A 19,845-nucleotide genomic window follows, 5' to 3' on the forward strand; every position below is an offset into this window, starting at 1 on the left:
GCCTACCGGCCCCGGGGGTTGCGCTTACCCGTGGGGCGGCTGGGCCTGCCGGCGGCGGGCCGGGAGGGTTTCGCACCGGGCGCCGGTTTCTCGGCGACGGGGGTGGTCGTCACGGTCGACGCGGTTGAAGCGTTCGACGCGGTCGAGACCTTCTCCGGTTCGTCGTCCTCGAGCGTCTCGGGCGACGCGGCCACGGGAGCGGACCTGCCGCCGGGCTTGCGCCGGTTGAGCACCCGGCGGGTGTGGTCACGCACGAGTGGGGTGCGTTCGCGCAGCGAGACCAGCAGCGGCGTGGCGAAGAAGATCGACGAGTAGGTGCCGACGATGACGCCGACCAGCTGGACGAGCGCGAGGTCCATCAGCGTGCCGACGCCCAACAGCCATACCGCGATGACCATCAGCGCGATGATCGGCAGCACCGAGATCAGGCTGGTGTTGATCGACCGCATGAACGTCTGGTTGACCGCGAGGTTGGCCTGTTCGGCGAATGTTCGACGGGTCGTGTGTTCGAAGCCCTGCGTGTTCTCCTCGACCTTGTCGAACACGATCACCGTGTCGTACAGCGAGAAACCGAGGATGGTGAGCAGACCGATCACCGTGGCGGGGCTCACCTCGAAGCCGACGAGTGAGTACACCCCCGCGGTCACGATCAAGTCGAAGAACAGCGTGACCATCGCCGAGAGCGCCATCCACCGCTCGTACCGAAAGCCGATGTAGAGCGAGGCCAGTACCAGGAACACCCCGAGCGCGATCAGCGCCTTGTCGGTGATCTGCCCGCCCCACGTCTCCGACACCGCCGAATCGCTGATCGCCTGCTCGCTGGGCTGCCCGTTCTCACCCTTGGGCTGGAAGCGGTCGAACAGCGCGGTGCGCAGCTTCGCGGCCTCCTCGTTGGTCAGCGTCTCGGACCGGATCTGAACGGTCGCGGTGTCGCCGCTGCCGACGGTGACCACCGACTCCGGCGCCTTGCCGAGGGTGTCGCTGAAGACGGTCTCCACCTGGGTGACGTCGGCGTTGCCGTTGGCTCCCGCCACGGGCATCGAGACCTTGGTGCCGCCTTCGAAGTCGATCCCGAAGGTGAAGCCGCGAATCAGGATGCTGGCGAGCGCGATCAGGACGATCACGCCGCTGACCGCGTACCACATCTTGCGGCGCCCGATGACCTCGAACGCGCCGGTGCCGGTGTAGAGGCGGACGAAGAATCCGTGCTTGGGCGCCGTCGTCGAGGTCGCTGTCGTCGAGGTCGATGTTGTCGACGGCGCCGTCGTCGAGGTTCCGGTCGCCGGGGTGTGCGATTTGGCCGCCATTGCTATCCCTGTCCCGCGGTCGCGTGCGCGGCCGCCCGTCGTTCGCGCGCGATCTGCTGGACCGCCCCGAGGCCGTTGTACTTCGGCTTGGCCAGCCATGTGGTCTTCGACGCGAGGTACACCAGCGGCCACGTCACCAGGAACACCACGACGACGTCGAGAATGGTCGTGAGCCCGAGAGTGAACGCGAAGCCCTTCACCTGGCCGACGGCCAGGAAGTAGAGCACCGCGGCGGCCAGGAACGTCACGGCATTACCGGACACGATCGTCTTACGCGCTCTGGCCCAACCGCGTGGCACCGCCGACCGGAACGACCGTCCCTCGCGGATCTCGTCCTTGATGCGTTCGAAGAACACGACGAAGGAGTCCGCGGTGGTGCCGATACCGATGATCAGACCGGCGATGCCGGCGAGGTCGAGGGTGTAGTTGATGTAGCGGCCGAGCAGCACGAGGATCGCGAACACCATGGCCCCGGAGGCCACCAGCGACAGGGCGATCAGCGCGCCGAGCATGCGGTAGTAGAGAAGCGAGTACAGCAGCACCGCCGCCAGACCGATGGCACCGGCGATCAGGCCTGCCTTCAGCGATGCGAGTCCCAGTGTGGCCGAGACTGTTTCGGCTTCGGATGATTCGAAGGACAACGGCAGCGAGCCGTACTTGAGGACGTTGGCCAGTTCACGCGCCGAGTCCGCGGTGAACCGCCCGTTGATCTGCGTCCGGCCGCCCGGGATGGCCTCCTGGATCTCGGGGGCGCTCACCACGCGGGAGTCCATCGTGAACGCGGTCTGTGTGCCGACGTTGGCGGCAGTGAAATCGGCCCAGATCTGGGCGGCGTCGCTCTTGAACTCGAGGTCGACGATGTACTCGCCGCGCTGGTTGTCCAGACCCGACGACGCGTTGGCGATCTGCTCACCGTTGATGATCGACTTGTTCAGCAGGTACACCGTCTGCCCGTCGGTCGAGCAGGTGATCAGCGGCAGGTTGGGATCGTCGTTGCCCGCGAGCACGTCGTCCTCACCGCAGCGGGTGGCCTGGAACTGCAGGGCAAGCAGCTGAATCGACGGGTCGTTGCTCTGCCGCAACTGCTTCTCGTCGGCGATGCGCTGCGCGAGGTCGGCACGCTCGTTGGGCAGGCCCGGTGCCGGTGTGGGTGCGGCCGGTCCGCCCGGAGCCGGTGGCGCGGGGGTGGGCGCCGGTGCGGGGTCGGTCGGCGACGGGGCCGGCTGCTGCGGATAGGGCCGGGGTTGCGGGGCGGGCTGCGGGGCCGGCTGGGTGCCGGCCGGCGGTGCCTCGGGCGGGCCCGGCTGGGGCACCATGTCGGGCACCCCCGGCACCCCCGGCACACCGGGTGCGCCGTCCGGCGCCTGCTGCGGCTGTCCGGGGGCCCCTTGTTCGCCGCCCTGCTGCGCGGCCGGTTGCGCCTGCATGGCGTGCACGACCGGCCGGATGTAGAGCCGCGCGGTCTGACCGAGGTTGCGGGCCTCGTTGCCGTCGTTACCCGGAACGGTGATCACGAGGTTGTCGCCGTCGACGACCACCTCGGAACCCGACACCCCGAGCCCGTCGACACGCGCGCTGATGATCTGCTGGGCCTGCGCCAGCGACTCCCGGCTCGGCGGGGAGCCGTCGGGTGTACGCGCGGTCAGGGTGACGCGGGTACCGCCCTGCAGGTCGATTCCGAGCTTCGGGTCAGCCTTCTTGTCACCGGTCAGGAAGACCAGGAGGAAGGCGCCGACCAGAAGCACCAGGAAGAGCGACAGATAGCGGGCAGGATGTACCGGCGCCGAAGACGATGCCACGTTGCTTGGGTCCCCTCGGAGTTCAGTTCGTCAGCACCGCAAAGGCTACGTGCAGCTGCTGAGTGCTTCTGTCAGTCGTCGTGTGGTCAGTCTCGCTTGGAGCGGTCCGGATCGGAGGCCGTCTCCGTGATGGGGCTGTCGAAGATCTCGGTGGGCGTCGAGTCGTCGGCCTCGGGCTCGTCGACGGCCTCGATGCGATCGCGTACGGCCAGCTTCATCCAGGTGGTGACGACGCCGGGGGCGATCTCGAGCAGGACGTCGTCGTCGGTGATGCCGGTGACGGTGCCCTGCAGGCCGGAGGTGGTGTGGACACGGTCACCGATCTGCAGCGATTCGTGCAGATCGATGGTGGCCTGCATGGCCTTCTTCTGGCGGCGCGACGCGAAGAACATGAACGCGCCGAGAATGATGAGAAGGGGAAGGAATACGACCAAGTCCATAACGGCAAGCGCTTTCGTGTCGAGGTATTCGCGGTCACGGCGCCTGGTGATCCCCCCGGAAACAGGCGCCTCGTAGTTGACCAGTGTGCCATTGCCCGGCCCTCGCCCCGGATGCACCGTCGCCTCCGCGGCAGTTAGGCCAGCTCAGCGGAGCCGGTGACCGGGTACGACGCTGCTTCGGCGAGCCCCCGCGCACGGCTGCCCGGACCAGGAGATCGACGCAAATCGCACAAATCGGGTGACGTGGCTGCGCAATCCATAGCTTGACGCGCCTCCCACGGTCGTATCCGGCCGCATGGTGCGGCCCTGCCGACTAGGCTCGTGCGTGCAAGCGCCGCCGCCCCACCATGACGCAGGAGTCCTGACGTGACCACCCTCGAGCAGAGCCGCCACCTCGCCACCGCCATCCCGGGTCCGAAGTCGCAGCAGCTGATCGACCGCAAGGCGGCCGCCGTCTCGCGGGGTGTCGGCACCACCATGCCGGTGTACGCGGCGCGCGCCCAGGGTGGAATCGTCGAGGACGTCGACGGCAACCGGTTCATCGATCTGGGCTCGGGCATCGCGGTCACCACGATCGGCAACGCGGCGCCCCGCGTCGTCGAGGCGGTCGGCGCCCAGGCCGCGCAGTTCACCCACACCTGCTTCATGGTCACGCCATACGAGGGATATGTGGCCGTCGCCGAGGCCCTCAACCGGCTCACACCGGGTAGCGGCGAGAAGCGCACGGCGTTGTTCAACTCGGGTTCCGAGGCGGTCGAGAACGCGATCAAGATCGCGCGGTCCTACACCAAGAAATCGGCCGTGGTGTCCTTCGACCACGCCTACCACGGCCGCACCAACCTGACGATGGCGCTGACCGCCAAGGTGATGCCTTATAAGCACGGGTTCGGGCCGTTCGCCCCGGAGATCTACCGCGCCCCGCTCTCCTACCCGTTCCGCGACGCCGAATTCGGCAAGGAGCTGGCCACCGACGGCGAACTCGCGGCCCGCCGGGCCATCGACGTGATCGACAAGCAGGTGGGCGCGGGCAACCTGGCCGCGGTGATCATCGAGCCGATCCAGGGCGAGGGCGGCTTCATCGTGCCTGCCGACGGGTTCCTGCCCACCCTGCTCGACTGGTGCCGCCGCAACGACGTGGTGTTCATCGCCGACGAGGTGCAGACCGGTTTCGCCCGCACCGGCCGCATGTTCGCATGTGAGCACGAAGGCATCGAGCCGGACCTCATCGTGACCGCCAAGGGCATCGCCGACGGGATGCCGCTGTCGGCGGTGACGGGCCGGGTCGAGATCATGGACTCCCCGCACGTATCCGGCCTCGGCGGCACCTACGGCGGCAATCCCGTCGCGTGCGCGGCGGCGCTGGCCACCATCGAGACCATCGAGTCCGACAACATGGTCGAGCGCGCGGCCGCCATCGAGGCGCTGATGAAGGACCGGCTGGGGCGGCTGCAGGCGGAGGACGACCGCATCGGCGACGTCCGCGGTCGCGGCGCCATGGTGGCCGTCGAGCTCGTGAAGCCGGGCACCACCGAACCGGATGCCGACCTCGCCAAGGCGCTGGCCTCCGGCGCGCACGCCGCCGGCGTCATCGTGCTGACGTGCGGCACGTACGGCAACGTGCTGCGCTTCCTGCCCCCGCTCGCCATCAGCGATGAGCTGCTCATCGAGGGGCTCGACGTGCTGGCCCTTCTGTTGCGGGACCTCTGACTGCGCGCCCTGACTACGCGACCCTGACTACGACTAGGAGCATGCATGACAACGGTCAAGAACTTCATCGGCGGCGAACTCGTCGATTCCGTCGGTGGGGCCACCATGCCGCTGGTCGATCCCAGCACCGGCGAGAAGTACGGCACCGCGCCGGTGTCCAACGAGGCCGACATCGACAACGCCTACGCCGCGGCGTCGACGGCGTTCAAGGACTGGAAGCGCACGACGCCTGCGCAGCGGCAGAAGGCGCTGCTCGACTTCGCCGACGAGGTCGAAAGGAACGCGGAAGGCCTCGTTGCCGCCGAAGGCCGTAACACCGGTAAGCCCAACCACGTGACCATGGCCGAGGAGATCCCGCCCATGGTCGACCAGATCCGGTTCTTCGCCGGGGCGGCCCGCGTCCTCGAGGGCAAGTCGGCCGGTGAGTACATGGAGAACCACACGTCGTGGATCCGCCGGGAACCGGTCGGTGTCATCGGCCAGGTGGCGCCGTGGAACTACCCGATGATGATGGCGATCTGGAAGATCTGCCCGGCCATCGCGGCGGGCAACACTGTCGTCATCAAGCCCAGCGACACCACCCCGGTCACCACGGTGATGCTGGCCGAACTCGCGGCCAAGCATTTGCCACCCGGTGTGCTCAACGTCGTCACCGGGGACCGCGTGACCGGCGCCAACCTGGTCGCCCACCCGACCCCACAGATGGTCGCGATCACCGGGTCGGTCGCCGCCGGCCGGGCTGTCGCGGTCAGCGCGGGCGGCCACCTCAAGCGCACACACCTCGAACTCGGGGGCAAGGCACCGGTGATCGTGTTCGACGACGCAGACATCGCCGCGGCCGCCGAGGGTATCGCCGCGGCGGGCTACTTCAACGCCGGCCAGGACTGCACGGCCGCCACCCGGGTGCTCGCGCCGGCACGGATCGCCTCCGACCTGACCGAAGCCCTTGCCGAACAGGCCAGGGCGGCGACGACGACGTTCGGCAAACCGGCCGACGACGAGGACGCCTGGGTGCCGCCCGTGAACAACGCCAACCAACTCGACCGGGTGTTGGGGTTCTTCGAGGACGTGCCGTCCCACGCCACCGTCGCTGCCGGCGGAAATCGCCAGGGCGACAAGGGTTTCTACGTCACACCGACGGTGGTGGGCGGACTGCTGCAGGACGACCGGATGATCCAGCAGGAAATTTTCGGCCCGGTGATCACGGTGCAGAGCTTCTCCGATGAGGACGAGGCGGTCGCGTGGGCCAACGGCGTCGAGTACGGGCTGGCCTCGTCGGTGTGGACGAAGGACGTCTCGCGGGCGCTACGGGTGTCGGCGGCGCTGGACTTCGGCTGCGTGTGGATCAACACCCACATCCCGCTGGTGGCCGAGATGCCGCACGGCGGGTTCAAATCGTCCGGACACGGTAAGGACCTCTCGATGTACGGCCTGGAGGACTACACCCGCATCAAGCACGTGATGGCCTACATCGGCTGAGACAGCAGAGATCCCGGTCGTCACCCCTCGGGTTTCCCGACGACCGGGATCTCTCTACGACCGCGTCAGTGGTTGGCCATGGGACGGTTACGCCCGCCGCGGAACCGGTCGAGCAGTCCCTGCTTGCGCGTCCGGCCCGGGCCAGGCTGGACGACCTCGGTGGGTGCGCCACCCATCTGCTGCGGACCGGTCTGCGCCACCGACTGCGGGCCGGTCTGCGTCGTCGTCCGTGCACCCATGTGGTGCTCATCGGTGACCAGGGGCCGCTGCGCGTACTGGTCGTGATCGGTCAGCGGTCGCTGTGCGTACTCGACGTCGCGGACACTGCGGACCGACAGGCGGCCGAGTGCGAGCGCGCCGAGGAACACGATCAGCGCACCGAGGCCGTAGAAGTAGGTGAGCTCTAGCCATACCCGCTTGGTGTCGGTCCCGGCCACCGGGGTGCCGGGGTTACCCAGCCCGAGCGGACCGGCCAGTGCGCGACCCACCACGAACCACGCACCCGCGGCGACGGCCAGCCAGCCACCGAGCATGGCGGTGGCACGGTTACGCGAGGTCAGCATCAGCAGACCGCCCGCGACGGCAACCGCGCCGGGCAGCACTTCCAGCCAGCCTCTGGCGTTCGTCCAGGTCCAGGGCTGGTCGGGGGTGAACGCGAAATCGAAGGACGGCCCGAGGAACGGAATGAGCGCACCCCACAGGCCGAGCACGATGAGCAAGAACCCGCTGGCCGCACCGCGGCTGCGCGGGATCCGCATGCGGCCGCCCCGGGGACGGGCCGGACGCTCAGATCCGATCATGTTGCCTCCTCTGTTGTGCGCAACGAGTACCCGACGGCGGGTCCGCGTAATCCGCAGGCGACTCGCCGCCGTTCTCCCAGCGGATTGACAACCGCCCGCCAGCCGGGAATAAGATTAGTTCGGCTAACGTAGTTTTTGGTGTGCGCAGTGTTGCGCCGCCGGTATTCCTGATCGCCCGTTGTGAGGATTCGTCATGTCCACCGAAACCCGTGAAGCGCGCCAACAGCGCCGCATCGCGCAGTTGTACGCCACCGACCCTCAGTTCGCCGCCGCCCGACCCGACCCCCAGGTCAATGCCGCCGCCGACCGGGACGGTGCCCGCCTGCCCGAGGTCATCTCCGCGCTCATGACCGGCTACGCGGATCGACCGGCACTCGGACAGCGCGCCACCGAATTCGTCACCGATCCACAGACCGGCCGCACCGCGATGCGGCTGCTCCCCCGCTTCGACACCATCACCTACCGCGACCTGCACGACCGCGCGAAGGCGCTCACCAACGCCTGGCACGACGATCCCATACGGCCCGGTGACCGTGTCGCCGTGCTGGGCTTCACCAGCGTGGACTACACCACCATCGACATCGCCCTGATCGGGCTCGGTGCGGTGGCGGTGCCGTTGCAGACCAGCGCCGCCGTCGAGTCGCTGCGCCCGATCGTGGCCGAGACCGAGCCCACCCTGATCGCGACCAGCATCGACTATGTCGACGACGCCGCCGAACTGGCGCTCACCGGTCACCGGCCCGCGCGGGTGGTGGTGTTCGACTACCACGAACAAGTCGATGACCAGCGCGAAGCGCTCCAGGCTGCGACGGCGCGGCTGGCCGGCGTGGTCCCGGTCGAGACGCTCGACGACACACTGCGGCGCGGTGTGGAACTGCCCGCCGTCGCACCGCAGGCGGTCGACGAGGCCGATCCGTTGCGGCTGTTGATCTACACGTCGGGCAGCACCGGGGCGCCGAAGGGTGCGATGTATCCCGAGAGCAAGGTCGCCGACATGTGGCGGGTCGCGGCGCGCGCCACCTGGGACGACAACCAGGCGGCGCTGCCGTCGATCAGCCTCAGCTTCATGCCGATGAGCCATGTCATGGGCCGCGGACTGCTGTGCGGTTCGCTCGGCGCCGGCGGCACCGTCTACTTCGCCGCCCGCAGCGATCTGTCCACCTTGCTCGACGATCTGCGCCTGGTGCGCCCCACCCAGCTCGGCTTCGTGCCCAGGATCTGGGACATGCTCTTCCAGGAGTTCGCCGGCGAGGTCGACCGGCGGCTGGCCGAGGGTGGGGACCGCCCCGCCGGCCGCGACGACGTGGAAGCCGCCGTCCTCGCCGAACTGCGCGAGGAACAGCTCGGCGGCCGGTTCGTCTCCGCGATCACCGGTTCCGCGCCGATCTCGCCCGAGATGAAGACGTGGGTCGAGCGCTTGATCGACATGCATCTGATCGAGGGTTACGGCTCCACGGAGGCCGGTTCGGTGTTCGTCGACGGCCACATCCAGCGCCCGCCGGTGCTCGAGTACAAACTCGTCGACGTTCCCGACCTAGGCTACTTCAGCACCGACCGCCCGCACCCGCGCGGTGAGCTGCTCGTCCGGTCCACCCAGATGTTCCCCGGTTACTACAAGCGTCCCGACGTCACCGCCGAGGTGTTCGACGAGGACGGCTTCTACCGCACCGGTGACATCGTCGCCGAACTCGGCCCGGACCAGGTCGAATACCTCGACCGCCGCAACAACGTGCTCAAGCTCGCCCAGGGCGAGTTCGTCGCGGTCTCCAAGCTGGAGGCCGTGTTCGCGGGGTCGCCCCTGGTCCGCCAGATCTACGTGTACGGCAACAGCGCCCGCTCCTACCTGCTGGCCGTCGTGGTGCCGACCGACGACGCGCTCGCCGACCACGACGCCGCATCGCTCAAGAGCGCCATCAGCGCCTCGCTGCAGAACGCCGCGAAGACCGCGGGACTGCAGTCCTACGAGCTCCCGCGCGACTTCCTCGTCGAGACCGAACCGTTCACGCTGGAGAACGGATTGCTCACCGGCATCCGCAAACTGGCGCGCCCGAAGCTGAAGGCGCGCTACGGCGAACGCCTCGAACAGCTCTACGTCGAGCTCGCCGAGGGCCAGGCCGACGAACTGCGCACCCTGCGGCGGGACGGAGACACGCGACCGGTCGCCGAGACGGTCGCCCGCGCCGCGGCCGCGCTGCTCGGCGCCACCGCCGCCGACGTGCACCCGGATTCTCATTTCACCGATCTCGGTGGAGATTCTCTGTCCGCGTTGACCTTCGGCAACCTGCTGCACGAGATCTTCGGCGTCGACGTGCCGGTCGGGGTCATCGTCAGCCCTGCGTCGGACCTGGCGTCGATCGCGGCATACGTCGAGACCGAACGCGCGTCGGCGGGTAAGCGGCCCACGTATGCGTCGGTGCACGGCCGCGAGGCCACCGAGGTCCACGCCCGCGACCTCACGCTGGACAAGTTCATCGATGCCGAAACCCTATCCGCCGCACCGCAACTGGAAGGTCCAGCCGGTGAGGTGCGAACCGTGCTGCTGACGGGCGCCACCGGATTCCTCGGCCGCTACCTCGCCCTGGACTGGCTCGAGCGGATGTCGCTGGTCGGCGGCAAGGTAATCTGCCTGGTGCGCGCCAAGAACGACGAGGCTGCCCGGCAGCGCCTCGACGACACCTTCGACAGCGGCGACCCGAAGCTGCTGGAGCACTACCGGAAGCTGGCCGCCGAGCACCTCGAGGTGCTGGCCGGCGACAAGGGTGAAGCGGATCTCGGTCTTTCGCAACAGGTTTGGCAGCGGCTCGCCGACACCGTCGATCTCATCGTCGACCCGGCGGCCCTGGTCAACCACGTGCTGCCCTACAGCCAACTGTTCGGGCCCAACGCGGTGGGCACCGCGGAGCTGATCCGGCTCGCGCTCACCACCCGCATCAAACCGTTCACCTACGTGTCGACCATCGGCGTCGGCGCCGGTATCGAACCGGGCCGCTTCACCGAGGAGGACGACATCCGGGTGATCAGCCCGACGCGCGTGGTCGACGACAGCTACGCCAACGGCTACGGCAACAGCAAGTGGGCGGGCGAGGTGCTGCTAAGGGAGGCGCACGACCTGTGCGGGCTTCCGGTGGCGGTGTTCCGCTGCGACATGATCCTGGCCGACACCACCTATGCCGGTCAGCTCAACCTGCCCGACATGTTCACCCGCATGATGCTGAGCCTGGTGGCCACCGGTATCGCGCCGAAGTCGTTCTACGTACTCGACGCGGACGGCAACCGCCGGCGGGCCCACTACGACGGGCTGCCCGTCGAGTTCATCGCCGAGGCGATCTCGACGCTCGGCGCGCAGGCGGTGAACGAGTCGGGTAAGGGTTTCGCCACCTACCACGTGATGAACCCCTACGACGACGGCATCGGGCTCGACGAGTTCGTCGACTGGCTCGTCGACGCCGGCTACCGCATCGACCGCATCGACGACTACGCGTCGTGGCTGCAGCGGTTCGAGACCGCGGTGCGGGCGCTGCCCGAGCGCACACGGCAGTACTCGCTGCTACCGCTGCTGCACAACTATCAGCAGCCGGGCTACCCGCTCAATGGCGCGATGGCGCCGACCGACCGGTTCCGCACCGCCGTGCAGGACGCGAAAATCGGCCCGGACAAGGACATCCCGCATGTGAGTCCTGCCGTGATCGTCAAGTACGCCACGGATCTGCAGTTGCTCGGTCTGGTCTGACCCGTGGCGGCGAGGGCGCGACGAAGCGCCGGCGCCGGCACGTCAGTCGAACAACGGAGGTAACACCCGCCTCGGCTCCGACGATGACACTTTCGTGCGGTCCTCACGGGTGGCGGGATCAGGCGTGGCGCTGGCGTTGATGCTCATCGTCGGGACACTGAACAGCGCCTCCACTGCGACAGCGGTGCCATCGGCGTTCCCCGATCTGGACACCTACCCGTCGGTCGACGCGAGCCCCTACCAGGTGTTCGGAGCGCACCCGAGCATGTCGGGCTGGGTGTTCAGCACCCCTTCCGGATTGCGTTGTCAGGCCAGCCTCATCGCGGACCTCGGCGTGTTCTGTACCGGCCCCGTCCCCGGGACGCGCGGCGACGTCGACTACGTGGCCGCCTCACTGACACGGCCAGGAGTGCTCACGCGGTCAGACATCGGCGACCTCGCCGGGGACCCGTTTCCTCTTCTCCCGACCGGGGCGAAAATCGCCGCCGGCAACGGCGTCGAGTGCGCGGTGATCAGCGACGACGGACTCGCGTGCCTGGCGAAGAAACCCGACTCGTGGTCCCCGGACACCCCAGCCCCGCCGGACCGTGAATACGGCGAACACGGATTCGTGGTGCGGGCACAGGGCAGCTGGACCTTCTGACCCACGCCGCGCAGGCGCCGGGTCTCAGTCGAACAGTTCGGCCTGGCCCCGCGCGGTGACACCACTGGGCGGGGTCAGCCCGAGGTGCGTCCAGGCCAACGCGGTGGCGACCCGGCCCCGCGGGGTGCGGGCGATCATGCCGGCGCGCACCAGGAACGGTTCGCACACCTCCTCGACGGTGGTGGCTTCCTCGCCCACCGCGACCGCGAGTGTCGAGACGCCGACCGGACCCCCACCGAAGCTGCGGGTCAACGCCGAGAGCACCGCGCGGTCGAGCCGGTCGAGGCCGAGTTCGTCGACGTCGTAGACCGCCAGGGCCGCCTTGGCGATATCGCGGGTGATGACACCGTCGGCGCGGACCTCGGCGTAGTCGCGGACCCGGCGCAGCAGCCGGTTGGCGATGCGGGGCGTACCGCGGGAGCGACGCGCGATCTCCGCGCCGGCCTCGGTGCCGAGGTGGATCCCGAGGATGCCAGCCGAACGGGTGAGCACCCGTTCCAGTTCGGCCGGCTCGTAGAAGTCCATGTGGGCGGTGAAGCCGAACCGGTCGCGCAGCGGACCGGTGAGTGCACCGGACCGGGTGGTGGCGCCCACCAGGGTGAACGGCGCGACCTCGAGCGGAATCGACGTCGCCCCAGGGCCTTTCCCCACGACGACGTCCACGCGGAAGTCCTCCATCGCGAGGTAGAGCATCTCCTCGGCGGGCCGGGCGATCCGGTGGATCTCGTCGATGAACAGCACATCGCCCTCGACGAGATTCGACAGCATCGCCGCCAGGTCACCGGCGCGCTCCAGCGCCGGACCCGAGGTGACCCGCAGCGAGGTCGACAGTTCGGCGGCGATGATCATCGCCAACGACGTCTTGCCCAGCCCGGGCGGGCCGGACAGCAGGATGTGATCGGGGGTGCCACCGCGGTTCTTGGCGCCCTCGAGCACCAACTGCAGCTGTTCGCGCACCCGCGGTTGGCCGATGAACTCGCCCAGCGACCGGGGCCGCAGGCTGGCGTCGACATCGCCCTCGCCGACGGTCAGTGCGGGCGAGACGTCGCGGTCCTCGGGTTCGGCGGGCTCTTCTGCCCCGGTGTCGTCGAAGCGGCCCATGTCAGCTCTGCTCTTCGCGCAAGCGGCACATCGCTACTTCTTCCCCAGCATCGACAACGCCGCCCGCAGGGCGCTCGCCGTGGTGGCGTCCGGATCACCGGCGAGCACCTTGTCGCACGCCTCCTCGGCCTGTTTGGCCGCAAAGCCCAGGCCCACAAGGGCTTCCACCACCGGGCCGCGCACCGCGTGACCACTGACCGCGGTCACCCCGGCGCCGGCGGTGACCGGGCCGATCTTGTCGCGCAGTTCGAGCACCATGCGTTCGGCGCCGCGCTTGCCGATGCCGGGCACGCGGGTCAGCGCCGTGACGTCGCCGTCGGCGAGCGCCAGGCGCAATGCCGGTGCGTCGTAGACCGCCAGCGTGGCCAACGCGATCTTGGGCCCCACGCCGGACACTCCGAGCAGCGTGCCGAACAGGTCGCGGGCGTCGGCGTCGGCGAACCCGTAGAGCGTCATCGAGTCCTCGCGCACGATCATCGCCGTGACGAGCCGGGACTCCTCCCCGCGGCGCAGCGTGGCCAGCGTCGTCGGCGTCGCCATCACCTTGTATCCGACACCGGCCGCCTCGATGACGGCGTGGTCGAGCGCGATGTCGATGACCTCACCGCGCACCGAGGCGATCACCTCGCCGCCTTGAGCTTGGCCTGGTACTTGCGGCGCTGTTCGGCTGCCATCGCCTCCGCGGCGGCCATCCGGGCGATCATCGGTGCGCGCCAGCAGTGGCAGATCGCCAATGCCAGCGCGTCAGCGGCATCGGCGGGTGTGGGTTTTGATTGCAGCGCAAGGATTCTCGTGACCATCTCGGTAACCTGCGCCTTGTCGGCGCGGCCGTTGCCGGTGACGGCGGCCTTGACCTCGCTGGGCGTGTGGAAGTGCACGTCGATATCGCGTTTGGCCGCCGCGAGTGCGATGACGCCACCGGCCTGGGCGGTGCCCATCGCGGTGGAGGCGTTCTGGTTGGAGAACACCCTCTCGATCGCGACGACGTCGGGGAGGTGGGTGTCCATCCAGTGCTCGACGGTGTCGCTGATGATCAGCAGCCGCCGATGCAACTGCTCGTCGGCCGGGGTGCGCACCACGTCGACGTCGAGCGCGATCACCTTCCGACCCTGCCCGCTTTCGATGACCGACAGCCCGCAGCGCGTCAACCCGGGATCAACTCCCATCACCCGCACGCACAACCCCTTCGTGAGAACACCTGTTCGACACAATAGCGGGCGATCGGCGCGGATATCCGCGGACACACCGCTCAGGAGTACGGGCGCAGGTCCTGCGGCGGCGACCCCGGCGCCGGCACACCGTCGGCATCCTCGAGTTCAGGCACGTTGGCTCAGATCACGGCGAGCGGCGGTCAGCGGCACGCCGCGGAACCGCGAGCCCAGCACCCGCCCGGCCGCCGTCAGCGGTTCGACGTCGCGCAGCGCTCGCGCCAGGATGAAGGCGCCCTCCAGTGCGGCGACGAGGGTGAGCGTCACCTCACGCGCCGTCTTGGGCGCCAGCCCCCGTGCGGTGAAGTAGGCGGTGCCGCCGTCGAGCCATCCGCTGAACACGCCGGCGGTGGTGACGCGCAACTCCTCGACGGTGTCGACCACCTCGGCCGCGACGGAGGCGATCGGGCACATGTTGGCGAAGCCCGTGGCCGCCATGTCGTCGGCGGCCTGGGTGAAGACTCCGTCGAGAGCGTCACCCAGATCGGTGTAGGCATCGACCACCGACGGGATGAGCAGCGCGTAGGCGGCGCCCGCGTTGATGAGCGCGTCCCGGGCGATCTGCACCTTGCCGCCGCGGAAGTGGTGGTACAGCGAACCGACCGGCGCGCCCGACGCCGCCGCGATGTCCTTCATGCTCACCGCCGCGTAGCCGCGCTGACGCATGAGTTCCGCCGTGGCGGTCAGGATCGATTCCCTCGTGGACCTTGCCATCGTCGCCTCCTGCCCTCAGACTAGAGCATACGTTCTAGAATGATTGTTCTAATCGCTGGAGGGCATCGTGAAGACCGTCGACGTGACCGAAGGGACGATCGAATACCGCGACGAGGGCGATCCGGCGGGAGCACCGGTCGTGCTGCTGCACGGGGTGCTGATGAACGACGCGCAATGGAACCGGACGCTGCCGCTGCTGCCGCAGGGCTTCCGCTACCTACTGCCGGTCCTCCCCCTCGGCGGGCACCGCATCCCGATGCCCACTGACGCGGACCTGTCGCTGACCGGGATGGCCGGCATCGTCGCGGACTTCCTCGACGCGCTCGACCTCGTCGACGTCACGCTGGTCGTCACCGACTGGGGCGGTCCGCTGATGCTGACCGACATGGGCCGCGACAAGCGCGTCACGCGGCTGGTCATCTGCCCGTCCGAGGCCTTCGGGAACTTCCCGCCCGGCTTCCCGGGCAAGGTGACGTGGTTGGCCAGCCGCACCACCGGAACCGTCGCGCTCGCCATGCGGCAGATGCGTCTCAGGTGGCTACGCGACCGGTTCTTCATGTTCGGCATGATGGCCGCGAAGTCCATCCCTCAGGACGTCATGGACGCATGGACCGGCGCCGGCATCGCCGACGTCCGAATCCGTCGCGATCTGCTCGAGTACACGCGCACGAAATTCGACAAGATCGAACTGACCCGCGCCACCAACCGGCTCGCCGACTTCCAGGGTGACGTGCTGGTGCTGTGGAGCGAGCAACGGGTCATGCCCGTCGCACATGCAAAAGCCCTGGCGGAGCTGACCGGAGGCACACTGCGGATGATCGACGACGCGAAGGTGCTGCTCATGCTGGACCAGCCCGAGCAGACCGCCCGCGAGATCGGCGCGTTCATCTCGAGCTGACGTGTGAGTGCGGCGAGATCCGCGTTGTGTAGGCGACTCCCGAGTGGGTGTCTACAGAACGTGGATCTCACCGTCACCCAACATCAGAACGCCGCGTGCGGCGCTCCCATCCCGGGGTCGATCGTCACCGGACCGGCCGCCGACGGCGCGACCGGGAAGTCGAAGATCGCGGTCGGGATGTACACGGTGGCACAGGCGTTCGGGATGTCGACCACACCGGAGAGCCGTCCCTCGATCGGCGCGGCGCCCAACAGCAGATAGGCCTGTTCGGGGCTGTAGCCGAACTTCGTCAGGTAGTCGATCGCATGCAGGCACGCCCGCTGATAGGCCAGATGCGAGTCGAGGTAACGCTGTTCGCCGTCGAGGGTGACCGACGTACCGGAGAACGCCAGCCATTCGGAGTACTGCGGATCGGTGTTGCCCGGCATGAAGATCGCGTTCTCGCTGACCCCGTAGGTCTCCATGCCACCGGAGATGACGTCGACGCGCAGATCGATGAAGCCACCCATCTCGATCGCTCCGCAGAAGGTGATCTCGCCGTCACCCTGGGAGAAGTGCAGGTCGCCCACCGAGAGGTTCGCCCCGTCGACGAACACCGGGTAGAAGATCCGGCTGCCCTTGATGAGGTTCTTGATGTCCTGGTTGCCGCCGTTCTCGCGCGGCGGCGCGGTGCGGGCCGCCTCGGCGGCGGCCTTCGCGAACGCGTCACCGGTGAGGCTGCCGAGGATCGCGTCCTGCGGTTCGGGCGGCAACGCCAACGGTGGCACCCGGTCGGGATCGGTGGCGATCAGCGCGGCCTCGCGGGTGTTCCAGCGCGCCAGCAGGTCCGCCGACGGCGCCGTCCCCATCAGACCCGGGTGGACGATGCCGGTGAACTCCACCCCCGGCACGTGCCGCGAGGTCGCCTTCTGGCCGGAGAAATCCCAGATCGCCTTGTACGCGTCCGGGAATTGCTCGGTGAGGAAACCGCCGCCGTTCTGCGTCGGGAAGATGCCGGTGTAGCCCCAGCCCTGGCCGGCGAGCGGGCCGGAATCCTCCTGCGGGATGGGACCGACGTCGAGGATGTCCACGATGAGCAGGTCACCGGGCTTGGCGCCCTCGACGGCGATCGGACCGGAGAGCGTGTGCACGGTGGTCAACGGCGCGTTGAGGATGTCGTCGGCCGAATCGTCGTTGTGAATGGCGCCGTCAAACCATTCGCGGCAGTGCACCCTGAACGAGTCGCCCTTCTTGACCGTCACCGCCGCCGGGATGTCGGGATGCCAGCGGTTGTGGCCGACCTTCTCCTGATCGGTGAACTTCTTCGTGGAGTCGAGCGGAAAGACGACGTCGGGCATGGGGTCTCCTTCTATGGTCGCGGGAGGGTCTGGTGCAGCGGGTTGGTGGTGATCTTCTGACTGCGTCCCGCGGGTGCAGGCCGGCCCACCACCGCGGGACGGTCAGCCGTGGCGCGGGTGGCGTCCTGCAACGCCATCGCCGTGCTGCCGGCACGTCCGAGGTGGGGCGACCCGATCATCCGTGGCGCCGGACGGCCGCAGGCCGGGCATTCGACGGCATCGGGACGCTCGGCCATCGGGTGCATCTGCTTCGTTGCGCCGCAGCCAGACTCACAGCGAAATGTGTAGAGAATCAACGGCATTCCTCACTACGTCTGGTCGTTACACCGGAGGCAGCCACTACATTACCGAGGAGTGCCCGACCTGGCGCGGCACTTGGAGGACTCCACAACGCATCCGCACCGGGGGTGTGCGTCCCTACACGGGCGGCACTACCGCGCGGGCGACGGCCGCGCACCACCGATCGATGACCGCCCGGGGTGCGTAATCGCTTGGTGCGCAGTGGGTTCAGGGTGATTCTGAGCCTCGGCGCCCTCGCGCATACCCATGTTCAGCGCTGCCCACAGTGCAATGCGGAAGTTGATCCGGTCGGTCTCGTCGAGCGGGTTCGCGCCCGTGAGTTCGGCGATCTTGGCCAGCCGGTTGCGCAGAGTGTTGACGTGCACGTACAGCTGGTTGGCGGCGGTGGTGATGTCGTGCTCGGGGGCGAGGAACGCCTCGAGCGACGCGACGAGATGCGAGTTGTTGACCTTGTCGTGGTCCACCAGCGGGACCAGAAGCCGGTGCACGAACGGCACCAACCGCACCTTGGGGACGGCGGCGAGCAGGCCGTCGAGCGTGGCGATCTCGTCGATGTGCACGGTGCGCCGCCAGCGGGTCGCCTCGTGCAGCGCCTCGGAGGCCTCGGGGATCGCGTACGCCATCGCCTGGGCGTCCCGGGCGATCGCCACTCCGCAGACCAGTTCCGACGAGGCCAGCTCGGAGCTGAACTCCTCGGAGTGCGCGCACAGTGCCACGATGCGGTCCTCGAGGATCGCGACCGTGCCGGAGTGCCGGTCCACCAGGCCGTGCACCCGACCGTGGTCCTCGGGCGCGAACGCACACACCACGACGGGCGCCGCGGCCAGCCCGTGTCCGGCGAGCGCATTCTGCACCGGTCCGACGCCCAGTGTGCCCGCGACGAACCAGCGCAGTATCGACCCGAGATCGCGTTCCCGCGCGCCCTGTTCGCGGTCGGCGGTCCGCATGCTGTCGACCCAGTCGACGATGCGGCGGAACGGCACCGTCGCGGAAAGAGCGAGCAGGGGCAGGTCGGCGTCCCGGCACGCCGCGAGCAGTGCTGCGGGCGGCTCCTCGAACAGGTCACCGAGGCCGACGACCAGTGCCGTGACACCCCTGCGGGAGAGGGTGGCGACGTAGCGGCGGATCGCCTGCTCGGACTGGTCGACCACGGGCACCCCGATGCTCAGGATCAGTTCCTCACCGGAGAGGTACGGCGTCGGGTCGGCCAGTTCGGTGGGATACACGTAGCGGATCGGTCGGTCGAGGTCACCGATCGGCGTGAGCGCGTCGACGTGCAGGCTCGCCTCGGCCAGGAGATCCCCGAGCCGGACGGTGCCGTCGTGCGGTGTTGCGTCGCTCGCTGTCCGGCTCCCTTCCACCATCGGCCCCGAACTCGACGGGAGGTTCGCTGCCGGTGCGCTCATGGCTGCGCAGTCTAGGGCGGTTGTCCCGTCGCTACAGGTCGAGGACGAGCCTTCCGCCGCCCCGCGCCCGCGATACGCAGATCATCATCGTGGAGTTCGCCCGCCGCTCGTCCTCGGTGAGCAGATCATCGCGATGGTCGACGTCGCCGGACACCACCTTCGTCTCGCACGTACCGCAGAAGCCCCCGGTGCACGAGAACGGGGTGTCCGGAGCCACCTCGAGCACGGCGTCGAGCACGGTCGTGCCGGGGCCGACCGTGACGGTGACTCCGCTGCGGACCAGTTCCACGTCGAACGCTCCGTCGTCCGACGGTGGGACCTCGCGCACACCGGCGGTGAACCGCTCGAAGTGCAGCGGCAGATCGGGGCGTCCTTCGCCGGCACCCTGGACCGCCGCCAGCATCGCCGGTGGTCCGCAGCAGTAGACGTGCGTGCCCGCCGGCGCGTCGGCGATGGCGCCGGCGAGGTCGGGCAGGCCTACCTCGTCCTCGGGCACCACGTCGATGCCGTCGAGCGGTCCGAGCCGGTCGAGGAACGGCATCGAGGTTCGGCTGCGCCCGCCGTATATCAGTCGCACGGGAGGCGGACCAGACTGCGCCACAACCCGTTCCATCATCGTCAGGATCGGGGTGATGCCGATCCCACCCGCCAGGAAGAGGTACCGTGTCGCCTGTTCGAGGGCGAAGTCGTTGCGCGGATCGCCGACCTCGAGCACCTCCCCCACCCGCAGGTTCTGATGGATCTCCCGGGAGCCACCGCGACCGTCGGCGACCAGGAGCACCGCGATGGTGTAGCGGCGCCGGTCTCCGGGGAGCCCGCACAGCGAGTACTGCCGCACCAACCCCGAGGGCAGCGTGACCGCTACGTGCGCGCCGGGCTCCCACTCGGGCAGAAGATCTCCCGAGATGGGTTCCAGCACCACCGAGACGACGGCCGTGGCCTCGAGCCGCAACTGGGTGACGCGTAGCTTCACGAC

17 protein-coding genes are annotated in these 19,845 nt (G+C 68.7%); 5 read left to right on the forward strand and 12 right to left on the reverse strand.

What is annotated here, in order from left to right; all coding sequences use genetic code 11:
* Nucleotides 1-2 precede the first annotated feature (2 nt).
* The 3 genes from secF to yajC form a co-directional block, all read right to left on the reverse strand.
* Nucleotides 3-1,307: a protein translocase subunit SecF gene (secF, locus tag I7X18_RS16355; protein ID WP_193043120.1), complete on the reverse strand. Its 1,305-nt coding sequence runs from the start codon at nt 1,305-1,307 to the stop codon at nt 3-5.
* Nucleotides 1,308-1,309: 2 nt separating this feature from the next.
* Nucleotides 1,310-3,106 carry a protein translocase subunit SecD gene (gene secD / locus I7X18_RS16360; RefSeq protein ID WP_193043121.1) on the reverse strand — a complete coding sequence of 599 codons (1,797 nt, stop codon included), beginning with the start codon at nt 3,104-3,106 and terminating at the stop codon, nt 1,310-1,312.
* Between the two features lie 86 nt (nt 3,107-3,192).
* Nucleotides 3,193-3,546 carry a preprotein translocase subunit YajC gene (gene yajC, locus I7X18_RS16365; protein WP_193043950.1) on the reverse strand — a complete coding sequence of 118 codons (354 nt, stop codon included), beginning with the start codon at nt 3,544-3,546 and terminating at the stop codon, nt 3,193-3,195.
* 366 nt (nt 3,547-3,912) lie between these two features.
* On the opposite strand from yajC, the gene gabT reads away from it, so the two are divergent.
* Both gabT and I7X18_RS16375 read left to right on the forward strand, forming a co-directional pair.
* Nucleotides 3,913-5,253: a 4-aminobutyrate--2-oxoglutarate transaminase gene (gene gabT / locus I7X18_RS16370; protein WP_193043122.1), complete on the forward strand. Its 1,341-nt coding sequence runs from the start codon at nt 3,913-3,915 to the stop codon at nt 5,251-5,253.
* A 45-nt stretch (nt 5,254-5,298) separates the two neighbouring features.
* Nucleotides 5,299-6,732: a gamma-aminobutyraldehyde dehydrogenase gene (locus tag I7X18_RS16375; protein WP_193043123.1), complete on the forward strand. Its 1,434-nt coding sequence runs from the start codon at nt 5,299-5,301 to the stop codon at nt 6,730-6,732.
* Between the two features lie 65 nt (nt 6,733-6,797).
* Here I7X18_RS16375 and I7X18_RS16380 read toward each other — a convergent pair whose 3' ends face one another.
* Entirely contained in the window at nt 6,798-7,532 is a 735-nt protein-coding gene (locus I7X18_RS16380; protein ID WP_193043124.1) for a hypothetical protein, read from the reverse strand.
* Between the two features lie 193 nt (nt 7,533-7,725).
* Between I7X18_RS16380 and car the strand changes: the two genes are divergently transcribed.
* On the forward strand, nt 7,726-11,262 hold the full coding sequence (gene car / locus I7X18_RS16385) for a carboxylic acid reductase (RefSeq protein WP_193043125.1): 3,537 nt from the start codon (nt 7,726-7,728) through the stop codon (nt 11,260-11,262).
* A gap of 205 nt (nt 11,263-11,467) precedes the next feature.
* Nucleotides 11,468-11,905 carry a hypothetical protein gene (locus I7X18_RS16390; RefSeq protein WP_193043951.1) on the forward strand — a complete coding sequence of 146 codons (438 nt, stop codon included), beginning with the start codon at nt 11,468-11,470 and terminating at the stop codon, nt 11,903-11,905.
* A 24-nt stretch (nt 11,906-11,929) separates the two neighbouring features.
* On the opposite strand, the gene ruvB is transcribed toward I7X18_RS16390, so the two are convergent.
* The 4 genes from ruvB to I7X18_RS16410 form a co-directional block, all read right to left on the reverse strand.
* Nucleotides 11,930-13,006, reverse strand: a complete 1,077-nt coding sequence (ruvB, locus tag I7X18_RS16395; RefSeq protein WP_193043126.1) for a Holliday junction branch migration DNA helicase RuvB — start codon at nt 13,004-13,006, stop codon at nt 11,930-11,932.
* Nucleotides 13,007-13,039: 33 nt separating this feature from the next.
* Nucleotides 13,040-13,630 carry a Holliday junction branch migration protein RuvA gene (ruvA, locus tag I7X18_RS16400; protein ID WP_193043127.1) on the reverse strand — a complete coding sequence of 197 codons (591 nt, stop codon included), beginning with the start codon at nt 13,628-13,630 and terminating at the stop codon, nt 13,040-13,042.
* A complete protein-coding gene (gene ruvC, locus I7X18_RS16405; protein ID WP_193043128.1) occupies nt 13,627-14,181 on the reverse strand; it encodes a crossover junction endodeoxyribonuclease RuvC in 555 nt (184 codons plus the stop codon). The genes ruvA and ruvC overlap by 4 nt, the downstream gene beginning before the upstream one ends.
* A gap of 141 nt (nt 14,182-14,322) precedes the next feature.
* A complete protein-coding gene (locus I7X18_RS16410) occupies nt 14,323-14,928 on the reverse strand; it encodes a TetR/AcrR family transcriptional regulator (RefSeq protein WP_193043129.1) in 606 nt (201 codons plus the stop codon).
* A gap of 67 nt (nt 14,929-14,995) precedes the next feature.
* Between I7X18_RS16410 and I7X18_RS16415 the strand changes: the two genes are divergently transcribed.
* Nucleotides 14,996-15,826: an alpha/beta fold hydrolase gene (locus tag I7X18_RS16415; protein WP_193043130.1), complete on the forward strand. Its 831-nt coding sequence runs from the start codon at nt 14,996-14,998 to the stop codon at nt 15,824-15,826.
* Nucleotides 15,827-15,909: 83 nt separating this feature from the next.
* On the opposite strand, the gene fmdA is transcribed toward I7X18_RS16415, so the two are convergent.
* From fmdA to I7X18_RS16435, 4 genes are all read right to left on the reverse strand, one after another.
* The gene (gene fmdA / locus I7X18_RS16420; protein WP_193043131.1) at nt 15,910-17,163 is read right to left on the reverse strand and encodes a formamidase; all 1,254 of its coding nucleotides are present in this window, start codon (nt 17,161-17,163) and stop codon (nt 15,910-15,912) included.
* 11 nt (nt 17,164-17,174) lie between these two features.
* Complete coding sequence (locus I7X18_RS16425; protein WP_319017950.1) at nt 17,175-17,399, reverse strand: FmdB family zinc ribbon protein; 225 nt, start codon at nt 17,397-17,399, stop codon at nt 17,175-17,177.
* 195 nt (nt 17,400-17,594) lie between these two features.
* Nucleotides 17,595-18,869 (reverse strand): PucR family transcriptional regulator, encoded by a 1,275-nt coding sequence (locus I7X18_RS16430; RefSeq protein WP_226862576.1) that lies wholly within the window; start codon nt 18,867-18,869, stop codon nt 17,595-17,597.
* Nucleotides 18,870-18,900: 31 nt separating this feature from the next.
* On the reverse strand, nt 18,901-19,842 hold the full coding sequence (locus I7X18_RS16435) for a PDR/VanB family oxidoreductase (RefSeq protein WP_193043132.1): 942 nt from the start codon (nt 19,840-19,842) through the stop codon (nt 18,901-18,903).
* Nucleotides 19,843-19,845 lie beyond the last annotated feature (3 nt).

The sequence above is a fragment of the Mycolicibacterium baixiangningiae genome, from assembly GCF_016313185.1.
GTDB classification, from domain to species: domain Bacteria; phylum Actinomycetota; class Actinomycetes; order Mycobacteriales; family Mycobacteriaceae; genus Mycobacterium; species Mycobacterium baixiangningiae.

What these genes read in the sequence shown, in the direction of transcription:
- secF (WP_193043120.1), bottom strand. Translation starts at nt 1,307, where the DNA reads ATGGCGGCCAAATCGCACACCCCGGCGACCGGAACCTCGACGACGGCG.
- yajC (WP_193043950.1), bottom strand. Translation starts at nt 3,546, where the DNA reads ATGGACTTGGTCGTATTCCTTCCCCTTCTCATCATTCTCGGCGCGTTC.
- I7X18_RS16375 (WP_193043123.1), top strand. Translation starts at nt 5,299, where the DNA reads ATGACAACGGTCAAGAACTTCATCGGCGGCGAACTCGTCGATTCCGTC.
- I7X18_RS16380 (WP_193043124.1), bottom strand. Translation starts at nt 7,532, where the DNA reads ATGATCGGATCTGAGCGTCCGGCCCGTCCCCGGGGCGGCCGCATGCGG.
- car (WP_193043125.1), top strand. Translation starts at nt 7,726, where the DNA reads ATGTCCACCGAAACCCGTGAAGCGCGCCAACAGCGCCGCATCGCGCAG.
- ruvB (WP_193043126.1), bottom strand. Translation starts at nt 13,006, where the DNA reads ATGGGCCGCTTCGACGACACCGGGGCAGAAGAGCCCGCCGAACCCGAG.
- I7X18_RS16410 (WP_193043129.1), bottom strand. Translation starts at nt 14,928, where the DNA reads ATGGCAAGGTCCACGAGGGAATCGATCCTGACCGCCACGGCGGAACTC.
- fmdA (WP_193043131.1), bottom strand. Translation starts at nt 17,163, where the DNA reads ATGCCCGACGTCGTCTTTCCGCTCGACTCCACGAAGAAGTTCACCGAT.
- I7X18_RS16425 (WP_319017950.1), bottom strand. Translation starts at nt 17,399, where the DNA reads ATGGCCGAGCGTCCCGATGCCGTCGAATGCCCGGCCTGCGGCCGTCCG.
- I7X18_RS16430 (WP_226862576.1), bottom strand. Translation starts at nt 18,869, where the DNA reads ATGAGCGCACCGGCAGCGAACCTCCCGTCGAGTTCGGGGCCGATGGTG.